At 66.4% G+C, this 16,809-nt stretch carries 14 protein-coding genes; 9 read left to right on the forward strand and 5 right to left on the reverse strand.

Annotation, left to right across the window (positions count from 1 at the left end; all coding sequences use genetic code 11):
* Nucleotides 1–245 precede the first annotated feature (245 nt).
* From AB7E35_RS02455 to AB7E35_RS02465, 3 genes are all read right to left on the reverse strand, one after another.
* Nucleotides 246–1,007, reverse strand: coding sequence for a Crp/Fnr family transcriptional regulator (locus tag AB7E35_RS02455; protein ID WP_428164055.1), 762 nt, complete (start codon nt 1,005–1,007; stop codon nt 246–248).
* A gap of 116 nt (nt 1,008–1,123) precedes the next feature.
* Complete coding sequence (locus AB7E35_RS02460) at nt 1,124–1,903, reverse strand: general secretion pathway protein GspB (RefSeq protein ID WP_428167012.1); 780 nt, start codon at nt 1,901–1,903, stop codon at nt 1,124–1,126.
* 4 nt (nt 1,904–1,907) lie between these two features.
* On the reverse strand, nt 1,908–3,635 hold the full coding sequence (locus tag AB7E35_RS02465) for an AAA family ATPase (RefSeq protein ID WP_428164053.1): 1,728 nt from the start codon (nt 3,633–3,635) through the stop codon (nt 1,908–1,910).
* A 246-nt stretch (nt 3,636–3,881) separates the two neighbouring features.
* Here AB7E35_RS02465 and AB7E35_RS02470 point away from each other — a divergent pair, with 246 nt between their 5' ends.
* The 9 genes from AB7E35_RS02470 (at nt 3,882) to AB7E35_RS02510 (ending at nt 14,957) form a co-directional block, all read left to right on the forward strand.
* The gene (locus AB7E35_RS02470; RefSeq protein WP_428164052.1) at nt 3,882–5,807 is read left to right on the forward strand and encodes an AMP-dependent synthetase/ligase; all 1,926 of its coding nucleotides are present in this window, start codon (nt 3,882–3,884) and stop codon (nt 5,805–5,807) included.
* A gap of 15 nt (nt 5,808–5,822) precedes the next feature.
* A complete protein-coding gene (locus AB7E35_RS02475; protein ID WP_428164051.1) occupies nt 5,823–6,608 on the forward strand; it encodes an ABC transporter ATP-binding protein in 786 nt (261 codons plus the stop codon).
* Nucleotides 6,609–6,635: 27 nt separating this feature from the next.
* Complete coding sequence (locus AB7E35_RS02480; protein WP_428164050.1) at nt 6,636–7,565, forward strand: branched-chain amino acid ABC transporter permease; 930 nt, start codon at nt 6,636–6,638, stop codon at nt 7,563–7,565.
* A 112-nt stretch (nt 7,566–7,677) separates the two neighbouring features.
* Nucleotides 7,678–8,754, forward strand: a complete 1,077-nt coding sequence (locus AB7E35_RS02485) for a branched-chain amino acid ABC transporter permease (protein WP_428167013.1) — start codon at nt 7,678–7,680, stop codon at nt 8,752–8,754.
* A 96-nt stretch (nt 8,755–8,850) separates the two neighbouring features.
* On the forward strand, nt 8,851–10,170 hold the full coding sequence (locus tag AB7E35_RS02490) for an ABC transporter substrate-binding protein (RefSeq protein ID WP_428167014.1): 1,320 nt from the start codon (nt 8,851–8,853) through the stop codon (nt 10,168–10,170).
* 84 nt (nt 10,171–10,254) lie between these two features.
* Complete coding sequence (locus tag AB7E35_RS02495; protein WP_428167015.1) at nt 10,255–11,562, forward strand: ABC transporter substrate-binding protein; 1,308 nt, start codon at nt 10,255–10,257, stop codon at nt 11,560–11,562.
* Between the two features lie 101 nt (nt 11,563–11,663).
* A complete protein-coding gene (locus AB7E35_RS02500; RefSeq protein WP_428167016.1) occupies nt 11,664–12,500 on the forward strand; it encodes an ABC transporter ATP-binding protein in 837 nt (278 codons plus the stop codon).
* Between the two features lie 94 nt (nt 12,501–12,594).
* Nucleotides 12,595–13,842 carry a phenylacetate--CoA ligase family protein gene (locus tag AB7E35_RS02505; protein ID WP_428167017.1) on the forward strand — a complete coding sequence of 416 codons (1,248 nt, stop codon included), beginning with the start codon at nt 12,595–12,597 and terminating at the stop codon, nt 13,840–13,842.
* 125 nt (nt 13,843–13,967) lie between these two features.
* On the forward strand, nt 13,968–14,957 hold the full coding sequence (locus tag AB7E35_RS02510) for a tripartite tricarboxylate transporter substrate-binding protein (protein WP_428167018.1): 990 nt from the start codon (nt 13,968–13,970) through the stop codon (nt 14,955–14,957).
* A 72-nt stretch (nt 14,958–15,029) separates the two neighbouring features.
* On the opposite strand, the gene AB7E35_RS02515 is transcribed toward AB7E35_RS02510, so the two are convergent.
* Complete coding sequence (locus tag AB7E35_RS02515; RefSeq protein WP_428167019.1) at nt 15,030–15,356, reverse strand: DUF1840 domain-containing protein; 327 nt, start codon at nt 15,354–15,356, stop codon at nt 15,030–15,032.
* Between the two features lie 18 nt (nt 15,357–15,374).
* Nucleotides 15,375–16,667: a class I SAM-dependent methyltransferase gene (locus AB7E35_RS02520; RefSeq protein WP_428167020.1), complete on the reverse strand. Its 1,293-nt coding sequence runs from the start codon at nt 16,665–16,667 to the stop codon at nt 15,375–15,377.
* Between the last annotated feature and the right edge of the window lie 142 nt (nt 16,668–16,809).

Consider the following 16,809-nt stretch of genomic DNA (forward strand, 5'->3'; position numbering starts at 1 on the left):
GTGCCGGCGGGCGCACGCCCAGGGTGGGCCGGCGCAGCACCGGACGGGGTGCGGGCGCCGCAGGCGCGGGTGCGCTGGCCGGTGAAGGGGGACGGGTGCTGGACGAAGACATGGCGGGTATTTTCGCCGCCAGGGGCGCCGCAGAGCTGCAGAAAAACGTTGAATGTCCAATAAGCGGGTTGGCGGACCCAGGGCCGGCGTGCAGCGGTTGGGCGCCAGGGCAACCGGCGTGTGCTACTGGGCCCTCAGGCGCTGCAAGCCTGTGCGGCCGGTGCACTGCCCGCCGCGCCACCCCGCGCAGCGCCCGTGGTGGCGCGCAGCGCCTGCAGATTCAGCACGCGCAGGCCGCCGTATTCCACGCGGATCGCGCCCTGCGCCTCCAGCGTTGCCAGCGCCTCGTTCACACGCTGGCGCGACAGGCCGACCAGGTAGGCCAGTTCTTGCTGCGTGATGCGCAGCACTTCGCCCACGCCGGGGTAGAGCACCGGGTTGAACAGCGCCGCCAGGTTGCGCGCCACGCGCAGGTCGGGACTGTTCAGGCGGTCGATCTCGCGCGCGGCGATGAACTGCCCCAGGCGCTCGTTGAGCTGGTTCATCACGAAGCGGTTGAAGCCGATGGAGTGATCCAGCAGCCAGTGAAAGGTGTCGGTGGGCAGGCCCGCCACCACGCTTTTGCGCAGCGCCTGGATGTTGTAGCGGTAGGGCTCGCGCTTGAGGGTGGTGCCCTCGCCAAACCAGCCGCCGGGCGGCACGCCGGTGAAGGTCATCAGCGATCCGTCTGCGTTCTCGGCGCTCATCTTGAGCAGACCCTCCACCACGCCGAACCAGTAGGTCACGGGCCGCCCCACGCGGCACAGATAGTCGCCGGCACGGGCCTCGCCCACCACCAGCGCTGCCACCGCGCGCTCGCGCTCGTGCGGCAGCAGCCGCGCCAGCCACGGAATGCCGCTGAGTTCTGGCGCCGTGGGTGGGCGCCGCCGCTGGTGCAGGGATGCGTCTTGGCTCATGGACGCAAGCATGCGGCAAACCCGCGCGCCCCGGTCAGCGGGAATACCACGAACCGGCGTGATGGCAGGCAGCGGCAATCCAGTGCCTGCCGCAACGCGCCCGACCAGTGGTGCCCTTACCGCGATGGCAGTGCATAGAGGTAGCCGCGAAACGCCCAGACAGTGCGCTCAGGCTCGATGCGCTGCAGCACCAGGCCCGGCGCGGCCTGGTCGCCCTCGTGCAATACCTGGCCATTGACGATGACCATGCGGTATTGCGGGTTGGACGAGTAGGTCACGCCCGCCAGTTGCAGCGTGGGCAGTTGCTCGCGCACCACGGGAGGCAGGTCAGCCTGGGCAAAGACCGGCGCTGCAGGCGCCGGCGGGGGCGGTGATGCCTCGCGGGCAGAAGGGGCCTTGGGCGGGGCCGGTGCATCCGGTGCCGGCGCTGCGCGGCGCTCGACACGCTCGGGCTTCGCCTGCGCGGATGCGCCCGCAGGGGTGCGCGCCGGCGGTGCATCGGCAGACCGGGGCGAAGGTTCCGGTGCAGGTGCAGGTGCAGGTGCAGGTGCAGGTGCCGGCACAGGCACAGGCACAGGCACAGGCCCAGGTGCGGGTGCGGCCGCCACGGGGGGCGCCGGGGGGGGCGCCACTGACGGTTGGGCGGCAGGCGCGCTCTGCGCCAGGGTGACGGCAGACGGCGCAGGCGTGGTCAGCATGCGCCACAGCCACCAACCGCCGCCCGCCAGGCCAGCGCCCAGCACCAGGGCGCCCAGTGCCACGGCTGCGCCGCGCGCCGCTGGCGCGCTGGCTGCGGGCAGGCCGGCTGCAGGGGTTGCGGGCGTGTGCAGACCGGGCACGCTACCCAGGCCGCGCTCGGTCTGGGCGCGCCGCAGCGCATCAAGAATGTAGGACATGGTTTCAGGCTCCGCTGTGCAGACGTGGTTCTTGCACGCCAGCGGCGCGGTTGAGCAACATCAGGGTCATGGGTCCAGCCTGGCCATCGGGCGTGAGCCCCTGGCGCAGCTGAAACTGGTGAATGCGTGCGCGCCGCGCTGCGCCAGTCACCCCGCGTGTCGGGGACGGGCCGGCGCCGGCCAGCGCCAGCTGCTGGTCCAGCCAGGCGGCGCCGGCGGCGGTGACGGTAATGTCGCCACCCTCGGGCAGATAAGCGGGTGCCCGCCACAGCGTGGCGATCTCGCCGTGCCACAACGGCGCAAGATCGGCCACGGGCACCTGCAGCGCGGCGCCGTCTGCGCCCTGCAGCGTGGCCAGATCGCCGTCCAGTTGGAGCAATACGGCTGCCACGCCGCCCGCCTGGTCGGCCGGCCGCAGCGTGAGCAGCACCGGCCGGTCGATCAGGCGCAGCAGGCCCAGACTGGCGCGGCGGCTGCGCCAGCAGCGCAGGCCGTCTGCCGCCAGCGCGGCGCAGGGATCGGCCACGGCGGCAGGCACGCGGGCCTGCCAGGCCTGCGCCAACCCCTGCCAGGCCGCAAGCCCCTCACCCGCCGGCTGGGCCGCCAGAAACTGCGCCAGCGTGGCAGCGGGCGCCGACGCCGCAGATACTGCAGATGCCGCAGCTGACGACGCAGTGGCGGGTGCACCAGACGCGGCGGCGAGTGCCGCAGAGGCGGCAGATGCAGCCAGAGCCGGCGCACGCGTCAGGGGCTGGCCGCCTGCACTGGTGGGCGCCAGGGTCTGCTGGGGCCACCAGCCTGCGGCCCAGCCCAGTGCGCCCACCGCAGCCGCGCCCGCCACAGCGCCTACCAGGGCCGCGCGCCAGCGCATGCCCGGCATCGCGCGGGCGGCGGCGGGCCGGGCGGCGGCGGACTGGTCGAACACCTCGCGCGCCGCGCGGCGCAGCATGGCGGGGCTGACCTCGCGCACCCCGGCGCTGTAGGCGCCCAACAAGGCGCGGTCGCACAGCAGATTGATGCGCCGGGGCACGCCGCCCGTGAGGGCATGCACGCGCGCCAGCGTGCGGCGCTGAAACGGCAGCGGCCCGTGCCAGCCCGCCACGGCCAGGCGATGGGCGATGTACTGGCGGGTTTCATCGGCGCTCAGCGCGTCCAGGTGGTAGCGCGCAATCACGCGCTGCGCCAGCTGCTCCAGCTCGGGCGCCGCCACCATGGCGCGCAGCTCGGGCTGGCCGATGAGGATGATCTGCAGCAGCTTGCGCTCGCTGGTCTCCAGGTTGGTGAGCAAGCGCAGCTGCTCCAGCACGTCGGGGGCCAGGTTTTGCGCCTCGTCGATGATGAGCACGTTGTTGCGCCCGGCGGCGTGCTGCTGCAGCAAAAAGTCATTGAGCGGGTCCAGGCAGTCCTTGACGGTCTCGGCCCCGGGCACTGCCGGGCGGTGGGCCACGCCGAATTCGTCGCAGATGGAGCGCAGCAGCTCGGGCACCGTGAGCTTGGGGTTGAAGATATAGGCCACGTTGCAGTGGGCCGGGATCTGCTCCAGAAAGCAGCGGCATACGGTGGTCTTGCCGGTGCCGATGTCCCCGGTGAGCAGCACAAAGCCGCCGCCCGCGTCCAGCCCGTAAAGCAGATGCGCCAGCGCCTCGCGGTGGCGCTCGCTCATGAACAGGTAGCGCGGGTCGGGGGCAATGGAAAACGGCGGGTGCTCTAGGCCGAAGAACGGGACGTACATGGCCGCAAGGATACCGCCGTGCCCACCCGCCCCTTGCCGTGGCGGGTCATCGCAGCGCAGCCCGCCCCCCCGCGGGCACCGGGCCATGCATCAGGGAATGACCCCTGAGGAATAACCCTGAGATTGTCGCCATGAAGACAAGATGGCGTCAAAGTCACCCCTACCATCGGTTGCAATCGTGTGGCGGATCACGTTGCCCCCAGGCTGACGCGCCGCGGCCCTTCATAGAACCCGATAGGAACAGGAATGAAGTCCACATTCCCCCATCTGTTGTTGCAGCACGCAGCGCAGCGCCCCGAGGCTGCCGCTTTGCGCGAGAAAGAATATGGCATCTGGCAGACATGGAGCTGGCAGCGCGCCGCCACCGAGGTGCGCCACATGGCCTGCGGCCTGCTGTCCCTGGGCTTTGCCAGGGGCCAGAACCTGGCGCTGATCAGCGACAACCGGCCGCACCTGTACATGGGCTTCGTGGCGGTGCAAAGCGTGGGCGGCGTGCCCATTCCGCTGTACCAGGACGCGGTGGCCGCCGAGATGACCTTCGTCATCCAGGATGCGGACATCGCCTTCGCCTTCGCCGAAAACCAGGAGCAGGTGGACAAGCTGCTGGAGGTGCGCGAGACCGTGCCCGGCATCCGGCACATCATCTACGACGACCCGCGCGGCCTGCGCCACTACGACCAGCCCGGTCTGATCAGCATGGAGCAGCTGCTGGCGCGCGGCGCCGAGTGGGACAAAGCCCACCCCGGCGCCTGGCAGACGCTGGTCGAGCAAAACCAGCCCGATGATGTGTCGGTCATCCTGTACACCTCGGGCACCACCGGCAAGCCCAAGGGCGTGTGCCAGACGCATGCCAGCTTCATTGGCGCCGCCCGGGGGGCCACCGAGGTGGACAAGCTGGGCCCCAGCGACTGCATCATTTCTTATTTGCCGCCCGCCTGGGTGGGTGACCACCTGTTCTCGCTGGCCCAGTGGCTGGTGGCGGGCTACACCATCAACTGCCCGGAATCGGCCAGCACGGTGAGCATCGACATGCGCGAGATCGGGCCCACCTATTACTTTGCGCCGCCGCGCGTGTTTGAAGGCATGCTGACCTCCATCCAGATCCGCATGGAAGACGCCGCGCCGCCCAAGCGCTGGCTGTTTGAAAAATGCATGGCGCTGGCGCGCCGCGTGGGCTCTGACATTCTGGACGGCAAGCCGGTCGGGCTGCTGGACCGCCTGCAGTACCGGCTGGGCGACTTCATGATCTACGGCCCGCTGCGCAACGCCATGGGGCTGTCGCGCATCCGCGTGGCCTACACGGCGGGCGCGGCCATCGGGCCCGATCTGTTTCGCTTCTTTCGCTCCATCGGCATCAACCTCAAGCAGTTCTACGGCCAGACCGAAACCTGCGCCTATGTCTGCCTGCAGCGCGACGGCCAGGTGAACCTGAATACCGTGGGCCAGGCGGCGCCGGGCATCCAGCTCAAGATTGCCAACAACGGCGAGGTGCTGGTCAAGGGCGCGCCGGTGCTCAAGGAATACTACAAACGCCCCGACGCCACCGCCGAGGTGATTGACGCCGAGGGGTGGTTTCACACCGGCGACGCCGGCGTGATCGACGCCGAGGGGCAGCTGCGCATCATCGACCGCGCCAAAGACGTGGGCAAGCTGGCCGGCGGCGCCATGTTCGCGCCCAACTACATCGAGAACAAGCTCAAGTTCTTCTCGTACGTCAAAGAAGCCGTGTGCTTCGGTCACGACCGCGACAAGGTCTGCGCCTTCATCAACATCGACTTCGAGGCCGTGGGCAACTGGGCCGAGCGCCAGAACATGCCCTACGCGGGCTACGTGGATCTGGCCTCCAAGCCCAGGGTGCTGGACCTGATCGCCGACTGCATTGCACAGGTCAACGCCGACCTGGCCGGCGAGCCCGGCATGGCAGACACCCAGGTGGCGCGCTTTCTGGTGCTGCACAAGGAGCTGGACCCCGACGACGACGAGCTGACCCGCACCCGCAAGGTGCGCCGCGGCTTCATCGCGCAAAAGTACGGCGTGCTGGTCGATGCGCTGTATTCGGACAAGAAGGAGCAGTTCATCGAGACCCAGGTCAAGTTCGAGGACGGCCGCACCGGCAGCGTGAGCGCCACCCTGACCATCGTGGACGCCAAAACCCATCCTGCCAAAGCCTGACCGGGACGCACAGCCATGACACAGAAAAAGATCGGCGATGTCATTTTGGACATCAAGAACATCAGCCTGCGCTTTGGCGGCGTGAAGGCGCTGACGGACATCTCGTTCAACGTGCGCGAGCACGAGATCCGCTCCATCATCGGCCCCAACGGCGCGGGCAAGTCGTCCATGCTCAACTGCATCAACGGCGTCTATACGCCGTCCGAGGGCTCGATCACCTTCCGCGGCCAGACTTTCGCCCACATGAACAGCCGCCAGGTGGCCGAGATGGGCGTGGCACGCACCTTCCAGAACCTGGCGCTGTTCAAGGGCATGAGCGTGATCGACAACATCATGACCGGGCGCAACCTCAAGATCAAAAGCAACCTGCTGCTGCAGGCGCTGCGCTGGGGCCCGGCAGAAAAAGAAGAGATTGCCCACCGCGAAAAGGTGGAGCACATCATCGACTTTCTGGAGATCCAGGCCTTTCGCAAGACACCCGTGGGCCAGCTGCCCTACGGCCTGCAAAAGCGCGTGGACTTAGGAAGAGCCCTGGCCATGGAGCCGCAGGTGCTGCTGCTCGACGAGCCCATGGCCGGCATGAACGTGGAAGAAAAGCAGGACATGTGCCGCTTCATCCTGGACGTGAACGATGAATTTGGCACCACCATCGTGCTGATCGAGCACGACATGGGCGTGGTGATGGACATCTCGGACCGCGTCGTGGTGCTGGACTACGGCAAGAAGATCGGCGACGGCGAGCCTGAAGAGGTGCGCAACAACGAAGACGTGATCCGCGCCTATCTGGGCACCAGCCACTGACACACCACGCAACACCGGAGACTCTCAATGGCATTCTTTCTGGAAACACTGCTTGGCGGCCTGATGGCCGGCATGCTCTACGCGCTGGTGGCACTGGGCTTTGTGCTGATCTTCAAGGCCTCGGGCGTGTTCAACTTTGCCCAGGGGGCGATGGTGCTGTTCGCCGCCCTGGCGATGGCGCGCTTTGCGGAATGGATTCCGCAATGGACGGGCATCGACAACAAGATCGCCGCCAACGTGGCGGCCTTCGTGCTGGCGGCGGGCGTGATGTTCATCTGCGCCTGGTTCATCGAGCGGCTGGTGCTGCGCCACCTGGTCAACCAGGACGCGGCCACGCTGCTGATGGCCACGCTGGGCATCACCTACTTTCTGGAAGGCGTGGGCCAGACGCTGTTTGGCAGCGAGATCTACAAGATCGACATCGGCATGCCCAAAGACCCGGTGTTCGTGCTTGACTCCATCTTCGAGGGCGGCGTGATGGTCAACCAGGAAGACGTGATTGCCGCCCTGATTGCCGCCGCGCTGGTGGCGGCGCTGTCGGTGTTCTTCCAGAAGACCAGCACCGGCCGCGCCCTGCGCGCCGTGGCCGACGACCACCAGGCGGCCCAGTCCATCGGCATTCCGCTCAGCCGCATCTGGGTGATCGTGTGGTGCGTGGCAGGCGTGGTGGCGCTGGTGGCCGGGATGATCTGGGGCTCCAAGCTGGGGGTGCAGTTCACTCTCACAACCGTAGCACTGCGCGCCCTGCCGGTGGTCATTTTGGGCGGTTTGACCTCGGTGCCCGGCGCCATCATCGGCGGCCTGATCATCGGCGTGGGCGAAAAGCTGTCCGAGGTGTACCTGGGCCCCTTCGTGGGCGGCGGCATCGAGATCTGGTTCGCCTACGTGCTGGCCCTGGTGTTCCTGCTGTTCAGGCCGCAAGGTTTGTTTGGCGAAAAAATCATTGATCGCGTGTAACGCGATCTGCCCAAAGGGCACTTTGCGCAAGCAAAGAATGATTTTTAGGCGCTGGGCACGCAGTGCCCTAAGCCAGAAGATCATCGCCCCGGTTAAGAAGGAGACATAGAGAATGTTCTACAGAGAAAACGGTCAGTTCAAGACCAGCTACCGCGCCGACCAGCAGGTTTTTCCCATCCTGCAGGACAAGGTGGCCATCTGGCTGCTGATTGCGGCGGCCTTCATCGTGGTGCCCATGCTGGCCACCGACTATTTCTATCTGGCCATCCTGACGCCGCTGGTCATCATGTCGCTGGCCGCCCTGGGGGTGAACATTCTGGTGGGCTACTGCGGCCAGATCTCGCTGGGCTCGGGCGCCTTCATGGCGGTGGGAGCGTATGGCGCCTACAACTTCGTGGCGCGCGTGCCCGACATGCCCCTGATCCCCGCGCTGATCCTGGGCGGCCTGTGCGCCACCTTCTTCGGCATTTTGTTCGGCCTGCCCAGCCTGCGCGTCAAGGGCCTGTACCTGGCGGTGGCCACGCTGGCGGCGCAGTTCTTCAGCGACTGGATGTTCCTGCGCATCAAGTGGTTCACCAACGACTCGCCCTCGGGCTCGGTGTCGGTGAGCAACCTGGAAGTGCTGGGCCTGCCCATCCAGTCGGCGCAGTCCAAGTACCTGTTTTGCCTGGCGGTGCTGGTCATCATGGCCGTCCTGGCCAAGAACCTGGTGCGCAGCGCCATCGGCCGCGAGTGGATGGCGATTCGCGATATGGACGTGGCCGCCAGCGTGATCGGCATCCGCCCGATGTACGCCAAGCTGTCGGCGTTTGCCGTCAGCTCGTTCATCGTCGGCATGGCCGGTGCGCTGTGGGGCTTCGTGCACCTGGGCGCCTGGGAGCCGGCGGCCTTCTCGGTGGACATGTCCTTCAAGCTGCTGTTCATGGTGATCATCGGCGGGCTGGGTTCCATCATGGGCAGCTTTTTTGGCGCGGCCTTCATCGTGGTGCTGCCCATCGTGCTCAACCTGCTGCTGCCCGCCGTGGCCGGGCTGTTTGGCATGGAGATCTCCACCGCGGGCATCTCGCATGCCGAGTTCATCATCTTCGGCGCGCTCATCGTCTGGTTCCTGATCGTCGAGCCGCACGGCATTGCCAAGCTGTGGTCCACCGGCAAGCAAAAGATGCGCGTGTGGCCCTTCCCGCACTGAAATAGCTACAACAAGCATAGCTGTCAGCGCTTTGATTACAAGGGCTACAGGCCTATTTGCCCTGAAACCACTTTGTTAGAGACCAAGGAGACACCCATGAAGAAAACCACCCGCCTGGCGCTTGCCGCCGCACTGACGGCAGCAGGTCTGGGCTTTGCGTCCAGCGCCAGCGCGCAGGGCAGCGAGCAGTTCTTTCCGCAACTGACCTACCGCACGGGTGCCTACGCGGCGTATGGCATTCCATGGTCCAACGGCAAGCTGGACTACATCAAGCTCGTCAACGCGCGCGACGGCGGCATCAACGGCGTCAAGCTCACCTACGAGGAGTGCGAGACCGCCTACCTGACCGACCGTGGCGTGGAGTGCTACGAGCGCCTCAAGACCCGCCCCGGCGTGGCCGTGGTGGAGCCGCTGGCCACTGGCATCACCTTTGCGCTGACCGAAAAGGCGCCCGTGGACAAGATCCCGCTGATGACGCAGGGCTACGGCCTGTCGATCTCGCAGGACGGCAACGCCTTCCAGTGGAACTTCCCCTTCCTGGGCAGCTACTGGACGGCCGCCGACATCCTGATCCAGCACCTGGGCAGGCAAGCGGGCGGCCTGGACAAGCTCAAGGGCAAGAAGATCGCCTACGTCTATCACGACAGCCCGTTTGGCAAGGACGCCATTCCGCTGCTGGAAAAGCGCGCGCAGATGCACGGCTTCACCCTGCAGATGATGCCCGTCACCGCGCCCGGCGTGGAGCAAAAGTCCACCTGGCTGCAGGTGCGCCAGAACCGCCCCGACTACCTGCTGCTGTGGGGCTGGGGCGTGATGAACAGCACCGCGCTGAAAGAGGCGCAGGCCACGGGCTTTCCGCGCGAGAAGATGTACAGCATCTGGTGGGGCGGCACCGAGCCGGCCGTGCGCGACGTGGGCGACAGCGCCAAGGGTTTCAACGCACTGTCGCTGTACACCCACGGCACCGGCTCCAAGGTGATGCAGGACATCCTCAAGGTGGTGCACGACGGCAAGCAGGGCACCGGCCCGCGCGACGAGGTGGGCACCGTGCTCTACGTGCATGGCGTCATCACGCAGATGCTGGCTGTCGAGGCCGTGCGCACCGCGCAGGAAAAGTTTGGCAAGGGCAAGGTCATGACCGGCGAGCAGGTGCGCTGGGGCATGGAAAACCTCAAGCTCGACGCCAAACGCCTGAAAGAGCTGGGCTTTGACACGGTGATGCAGCCCTTTGCCACCAGCTGCGCCAACCACATGGGCTCCAGCAGCGCGCGTGTCTATGCCTGGGACGGCAAGAACTGGAAGTTCACCTCCGACTGGTATCAGGCCGACAAGAGCGTGATCGATCCGCTCATCAAGGAACACGGTGACAAATACCTGGCCGACAAGAAGATCGCCCGCCGCACCGACTGCAAGTAGGCAAAACCAGACTCGGCCCGCGCGCAACGCCGCGCGGGCCTTGTGCCCCCCCGCTGTATCCACACCAACGACTAGGAGACAAGCATGCAACTCAACCGCATGACCGTGGCAGCCGCCCTCGCCTTTGCAGGCATGGGCTTCGCCGCCAGCGCATCTGCGCAAGCGCCGGAGCAATTCGTTCCGCTGCTGTCCTACCGCACCGGCCAGTTTGCCCCGCTGGGCATTCCATGGGCAGACGGAAAACTGGACTACCTCAAGCTGGTCAACGCCAAAGGCGGCATCAACGGCGTCAAGATCGCCTTCGAGGAATGCGAAACCGCCTACGACACCAGCCGCGGGGTGGAGTGCTACGAGCGCCTCAAGGGCAAGGGCGGTGGTGCGGCGGGTTTTGACACCCAGTCCACCGGCATCACCTTTGCCGTGTCGGAAAAAGCGCCCATCGACAAGATTCCGGTCATCACCCCCGGCTACGGCCTGTCGCAGTCGGTGGACGGCAAGGTGTTCGAGTGGAACTTCCCGCTGCTGGGCACCTACTGGACGGCGGCCGACTCCATCATTCAGGACATCCTGAAAAAGGAAAAAGGCAACCTCAAGGGCAAGAAGATCGCCTTGGTGTACCACGACTCGCCCTACGGCAAGGAGCCGATTCCGCTGCTGCAAAAGCGTGCCGAGAAGGAAGGCTTTGCACTGTCGCTGCTGCCCGTCACCGCGCCGGGCGTGGAGCAAAAAGCCACCTGGCTGCAAGTGCGCCAGAACCGCCCCGACTACGTGATCCTGTGGTCGGCCGGCGTGATGACGCCCACCGCCATCCGCGAGGCGCAGGCCACCGGCTTTGCGCGCGAGAAGCTCTACGGCATCTGGTGGGCTGGCTCCGACCATGACGTGAAGGGCATCGACGGCGCCAAGGGCTACAACACCGTCACCATCCACAACACCGCCGAGCGCGACAAGGTGCACGACGAAGTCAAGGCCACGCTGTACGACAAGGGCCAGGGTTCCGCCAGCGACGCCAGGGAGCTGGGGGCGCTGGCCCACACGCGCGGCATGGTGATCGCCATGCTGCAGGTTGAGGGCATCCGCACCGCCCAGGAAAAATACGGCAAGGGCAAGGTGATGACGCCCGAGCAGGTGCGCTGGGGCCTGGAGAACCTCAACCTCACGCAAGAGCGCCTGAACGAGCTGGGCTTCGGCAAGCTGCTGCGCCCTGTCAAGACCAGCTGCGAGAACCACCTGGGCACCGACTGGGCGCGCATCGCGCAGTGGAACGGAAGCAAGTGGGAAGTGACGTCGGACTGGTACCAGGCCGACAAGTCGCTGATCGGGCCGCTGGTCAAGGAGTACGCCGAGCGCTACGCCAAGGACAAGAACGTCAAGGTGCGCACCTGCAACTGACCCGCCTCTGAAACACCTGCCTGAGTACATGCCGGATACGCTTCAAGCCGGCGTGTATTCAGCGCAGGCAGCTATTCATTTTGATGACACACGGTGAAACCATGACCGACAACCGAACCGCCACCGCCCCCAACTCCGCCCCGCCCGTGCTCGTGGTGAACGGCATCGAAGTCATCTACAACCACGTCATTTTGGTGCTCAAGGGCGTGTCGCTGCAGTTACACGAAAAGGGCATCGTCGCCCTGCTGGGCGGCAACGGCGCGGGCAAGACCACCACGCTGCGCGCCATCTCCAACCTGCTGCGCGGCGAGCGCGGCGAGGTCACCAAAGGCAGCATCGAGCTGCGCGGCGAACCCATCCAGAACCTCACGCCGTCCGACATGGTCAAGCGCGGCGTGGTGCAGGTCATGGAAGGCCGTCACTGCTTTGCCCACCTGACCATCGAGGAAAACCTGCTCACCGGTGCCTACACCCGTACCGACAAGGGCGAAATCGCCGCCAACCTGGACAAGGTCTATACCTACTTTCCGCGCCTCAAAACCCGCCGCACCAGCCAGGCGGCCTACACATCGGGCGGCGAGCAGCAGATGTGCGCCATTGGCCGCGCCATCATGACCAACCCCAGCATCGTGCTGCTGGACGAACCCTCCATGGGCCTGGCGCCGCAGATCGTGGAAGAGGTGTTCAACATCGTCAAAGACCTCAACGCCAAGGAAGGCACCACCTTCTTGCTGGCCGAGCAAAACACCAACATGGCCCTGAAGTACGCCGACTACGGCTACATCATGGAAAGCGGCCGCATCGTGATGGACGGCGCCGCCAGCGACCTGGCCAGCAACGAAGACGTCAAGGAGTTCTACCTGGGCGTCGGCGGCGGCGAGCGCAAAAGCTTCAAGGACGTCAAGAGCTACAAGCGGCGCAAGCGCTGGCTGGCCTGATTGCTACTTGATTCATAGCTGCCAGCGCTTGATAGATAGGCGCTGCAGGCCAATTTAACCCCAAACCACCCGCCCCACCACAGGAGCCCCAGGCATGAGCATGTTCTACGACGCCCTGGAAACCCGCGCCCCCGCCGACCGTGAAGCCGCCCTGATGGCGGCACTGCCCCGGCAGATCGCCCACGCCCAGCAGGCCAGCCCCGCCTTCGCGGGCATTCTGGCGGGCGTGGACGCCACCACCATCACCGACCGCGCCGCGCTGGCCCGCCTGCCCGTCACGCGCAAGTACGAACTGCTGGAGCGCCAGCAGGCCCAGCGCGGCCAGGACGCGTTTGGCGGCTTCAGCGCGCTGCAGTTCGGGCGCCACATGCCCCGCGTGTTCGCCAGCCCCGGCACCATTTATGAGCCCGAGGGCGCGCGCCCCGACTACTGGCGCATGGCGCGCGCCATGTACGCCGCGGGGTTTCGCCCCGGCGAGCTGATCCACAACAGCTTCAGCTACCACTTCGTGCCCGCCGGCTCCATGATGGAAACCGGCGCCCACGCGCTGGGCTGCACGGTGTTTGCCGGCGGCACCGGCCAGACCGAGCAGCAGGTGCAGGCCATGGCCGAGCTGCGCCCCGCTGGCTACATCGGCACGCCCAGCTTTCTCAAGATCATCCTGGACAAGGCGCACGAGCAAGGCGTGGCCCTGCCCAGCGTGACCAAGGCACTGGTGTCCGGCGAGGCCTTCCCGCCCAGTCTGCGCGACTGGCTGGCCGAGCGCGGCGTGGCCGGCTACCAGTGCTATGCCACGGCCGACCTGGGCCTGATCGCCTACGAGACCAGCGCCCGCGAAGGGCTGGTGCTGGACGAGGGCGTGATCGTCGAGATCGTGCGCCCCGGCACCGGCGACCCCGTGCCCGAGGGCGAGGTGGGCGAGCTGGTCATCACCACCCTCAACCCCGACTACCCGCTGGTGCGCTTTGGCACCGGCGACCTGTCGGCCGTGCTGCCGGGCCAGTGCCCCACCGGCCGCACCAACACCCGCATCAAGGGCTGGCTGGGCCGCGCCGACCAGACCACCAAGGTGCGCGGCATGTTCGTGCACCCCGGGCAGATCGCCGCCGTGGTCAAGCGCTTTCCGCAGGTGCAGCGCGCGCGCCTGGTTGTCAGCGGCGAAATGGCCAACGACCAGATGGTGCTGCAGGTCGAAACCACGGAAACCGCCCCAGGCATGGCCCAGCAAGTGCAGGATGCGCTGCGCGAGGTGACCAAGCTGCGCGGAGACGTGCTGATGGTGCCCCCGGGCAGCCTGCCCAACGACGGCAAGGTGATCGAGGACGCGCGAAGCTACCGCTGACCGCTGACCGCTGGCGGTGCGGACGGGCCTGCTGGCGGATCAGAAATTCGAGCAGGCAATTTGATTTTTGTCGGTGCATGGCAAATCATTCGTTTCTATCATCAACCTTTTTTTGGGGATCATCCATGCAACCGTCCTTCAAGATCGCCCTCGGCGCAGCCGCCATGCTGGCCGCTTTTGGCGCCAGCGCCCAAACCTTCCCCGCAGCGGGCAAGACCATCACCATCGTGGTGCCCTTCACCGCGGGCGGCCCCTCCGACCGCGTGGCCCGCGACCTGGCTGAAGCCCTGCGCAAGCCCCTGGGCGGCGCCACCATCGTTGTAGAGAACGTCGGCGGTGCCGGCAGCTCCATCGGCGTCGCCAAAGTGGCACGCGCCGCCCCCGATGGCTACACCCTGCTGGTGAACCATATCGCCATGGCCACCATGCCCAGCCTGTACCGCAAGCTGCCCTTCAATGTGGAGACCGACTTCGAGTACCTGGGCATGATCAACGACGTGCCCATGACGCTGATCGGCAGGCCCACGCTGCCGGCCAATAACTACAAAGAGCTGATTGCCTGGATCAACGCCAACAAGGACAAGGTCAACCTGGCCAACGCGGGTGTGGGCTCCGCCTCGCACCTGTGCGGCCTGATGCTGCAAAGCGAACTCAAGACCGAGATGACGTCCGTGCCCTACAAAGGCGCCGCCCCTGCGATTGCCGATCTGATGGGCGGCCAGGTGGATCTGATGTGCGACCAGACCACCAACACCACCAGCCAGATCGAAGCCAAGAAGGTCAAAGCCTTCGCAGTGACCACGCCCAAGCGCCTGAGCACGCCCGCGCTGAAGAGCCTGCCCACGATGCAGGAGCTGGGTGTCAAGGGCTTCCAGGTCACGACCTGGCATGCTCTGTACGCACCCAAGGGCACGCCGGAATCCGTCGTCAAGACCATCAACGACGCGCTGAAGGTGGCCCTGAAAGACCCCGACTTCGTCAAGCGCGAAGAAGCCCTGGGCGCCGTGATCGCCAGGGACAAACGCGTGGAACCCGCCGAGCACAAGAAGTTTGTGCAAGCCGAGATCGCCAGTTGGGGCGCGGTCATCAAGGCGGCCGGCACTTACGCCGACTGACCTGGGCGTGACGCCCGCCTGACGACACCCCGCAGGCGCACGCCCCCAGACCTGCTCGAGCGCCGTGCGCCCCTACCAGATCACGTCACAGTCTTCGGCCGCGCTGCGGCGCAGCATGTCGATGAGGGGCGCGGCGCGCTGGCGCAGCAGCACGGGCGGCTCCCGGTCTTCTTCGGCGCGCTCATCCTCGTCAGGCGGCGGCGTGCTGACCTGCTTGAGCGCCGCCTCGTCGGCGGCCACGGCCGCCTCCAGCGCCTGGATGGCGGCCGGAATCTGCGCCACGGTCACGATGCCGTGCGGCTCGTCCGGCGACTTGCCGATGATCTCCAGCAGCTGCCGGCCGTTGTGCGGCAGCATGATCAGGTCGGCCGTGGCGCGGGATTTGAATTTGATCAGCATCGGGGTTCCCCAGCAAAGTCAGGACGCGGCGCGCGGGGCCGCTTCATCACCATACATGTATGCGCGGTTGAAAGGATAGTCGCACTGCGCGCCGGCCATCGCGCCTGTATCGATGCGGCCGCTGGGGTGGGCCGCCAGCGTCTGGTACAGCGCAATCCAGCCGAGCTCGAACGCCATGGCACTGCCCGCCAGGTACAGGCGGTAGGCGCGTAAGGCCTTGTCGCCCTTGTCCGGCCCGTGCTGCGCCACCAGGATGCGCCGCGCCTGCTCCAGCCGGGCCTCCAGCGCGTCCGACCAGGCCCACAGGGTGCGCGCGTAGTGCGGGCGCAGGTTTTCGCTGTCCAGCATCTCCAGCCCGGCACGTGCCATGTGGTGCAACGCCGCACTGACGTGCAGCAGCTCGCCACCAGGGAAGATGTAACGGCCGATGAAGTCGCCTATCCCGGCGCCCAGCTGGGCATTGTCCACGCCACCTGCCGAGATGCCGTGGTTCAGCAGCAGGCCGCCGGGGCGCAGCAAGCGGCGCACGGTGGAAAAGTAACGGGTCATTTGCACGCGGCCCACATGCTCGAACATGCCCACCGAAGCGATCTTGTCCAGGGGTTGCGGCACCTGCAGCGCACGCCAGTCCATCAGCTGCACGCGCACCCGCGCCTGCAGGCCGCGCTGATCGATGAGCCGCTGCACATGGGCGTGCTGGTTGCGCGACAGGGTGATGCCGGTGGCATCCACCCCGTAATGCTCGGCAGCCCACAGCAGCAGGCCGCCCCAGCCCGCGCCGATGTCCAGAAAACGATCGCCCGGGCGCAACATGAGCTTTTTGCAGATGTGCTCCAGCTTGGCCTGCTGCGCCTGCGCCAGCGTCATGTCTGGCGCGCGAAAGTAGGCGCAGGAATAAACACGCAGCGGATCCAGCCACAGGGCATAGAAATCATCCGACAGGTCGTAATGGGCCTGCACGTCGCGCGCATCGGCCGTCAAGGAATGCGCCGCCATCGAACGCACTTGCACCAGCGCACGCCGCCACCAGCCGACCTGCCCGTCGCGCGCCGGATCGGCCTTGAGCATGGCCGCGGCCACCGCCATCAGCTCACGCATGCTGCCCTGCAGCGCCACCCGGCCTTCAACGATGGCGGCGCCCACGCTGCCAATCTCGCCCGTCGCCAGAGCCACCAAAGCCGTGCGGTCACGAAAATGCAATCGCAAGTCTGCGTTGGCGTCACCCAGCCGCACCCCGCCGGGCAGCTCCAGGGCAATGCCCACCGGCGACAGGGCCAGGCTGGACTCCAGGGAACGGAGCAAATGCTTCATGGCATGTCTTTCGTGCGCTGCGACAGCCGGCATTCTTGAAGTGCATGCAACACCCGTCAATGGGCAAACACCGGGGGCCGGATAGAGCTTTTGGCCCGGCCCGAACGCTTGCCCACACTGAAAAGGCTTTGCGTCTATGGCC

The sequence above is a fragment of the Diaphorobacter sp. genome (genome assembly GCF_050251835.1).
Classification (GTDB): Bacteria; Pseudomonadota; Gammaproteobacteria; order Burkholderiales; family Burkholderiaceae_C; genus JBFXIE01.